The sequence below is a fragment of the Phocaeicola sp. RTP21198st1_B8_RTP21198_201120 genome (assembly GCF_040929485.1).
GTDB lineage: Bacteria > Bacteroidota > Bacteroidia > Bacteroidales > Bacteroidaceae > Phocaeicola > Phocaeicola dorei.
Genome location: NZ_JBCOCI010000403.1, coordinates 366 through 1,255 on the forward strand (window position 1 = coordinate 366; position 890 = coordinate 1,255).

Annotated in this window: 1 protein-coding gene and 1 pseudogene; both read right to left on the reverse strand. The window is 34.3% G+C overall.

From position 1 onward, the window contains the following. Positions 1-121: pseudogene (locus AB5935_RS26745) on the reverse strand (transcriptional repressor); the annotation flags it as partial. Between the two features lie 203 nt (positions 122-324). Beyond that, positions 325-819 carry a lipocalin family protein gene (locus AB5935_RS26750; protein WP_224440799.1) on the reverse strand — a complete coding sequence of 165 codons (495 nt, stop codon included), beginning with the start codon at positions 817-819 and terminating at the stop codon, positions 325-327. Positions 820-890: the final 71 nt, after the last annotated feature.

The following is an 890-nucleotide window of genomic DNA, read 5'->3' on the forward strand; positions in this document are numbered from 1 at the left end:
GTGCAGTATATATATCATCAGCTGATGGATGAATCGGATTATCCATCAGATATTCCATGATAGCGATACGCTGCATGGACGGCTTGATATTATGTTCTAATAATCGATCGTATGGCTTCATTATCTTCCCTTTCTTTCAAAGTTGTATTCATTACAATTATAAATTCAATGCAAAGATAAAGAGTTTCAATATTATTTCCAAATAAATCTTCGTTTTTTTATATATAATCTGTACTACTGAAGATTAATACAAAAACAAAACCGTTTAAGTGCAAGAAACTGACTTAAACGGTTTTATTATAAAAGATACTAAAAGTATCAAGATTAGAATGAAGTTCGTGTTCCGGTTAAGATATCTGATGGTATATCCTCACATCGAGTATAAACTTTTATTTCCCCCATATCCTCTTTAGCAGTCCATACCATTGAAATATCAGTTAACCCCGAAACGATATATGAATATTCCCATTCATCGTCCGTATCAAGCTGGTAATAATAAGTACCGCTAATAACATCTCCGTAATCCTCCTCTTTATTCAGAGTAAAGGAGCCGGGAATTTGCTGGGACGTAGCACTGTTGAGGTTTGTATAAATGGTATAAGAACGTTTTCCGTCTTTCTCTTTCCGGTCAAACTTGATATAATAGTATCGTGTATCACCGTCTATCTTTTCTCCATTCCATTCACTCAATCGCCAAGTCCCTGCAATATTCGCATAATTTACATCCTTCGTATCAGGAAGCTTCACTTCATCGTCGTCTCCACATGACATAAATAATGCCATAGTGAGCAGTAACATCATTTTGAATATATTTTTCATATACATATTTTATAATAATTATTATTGTAACAATAGTTTCACCTGTATTCTCCTTTCGCAAGGCCGGACAG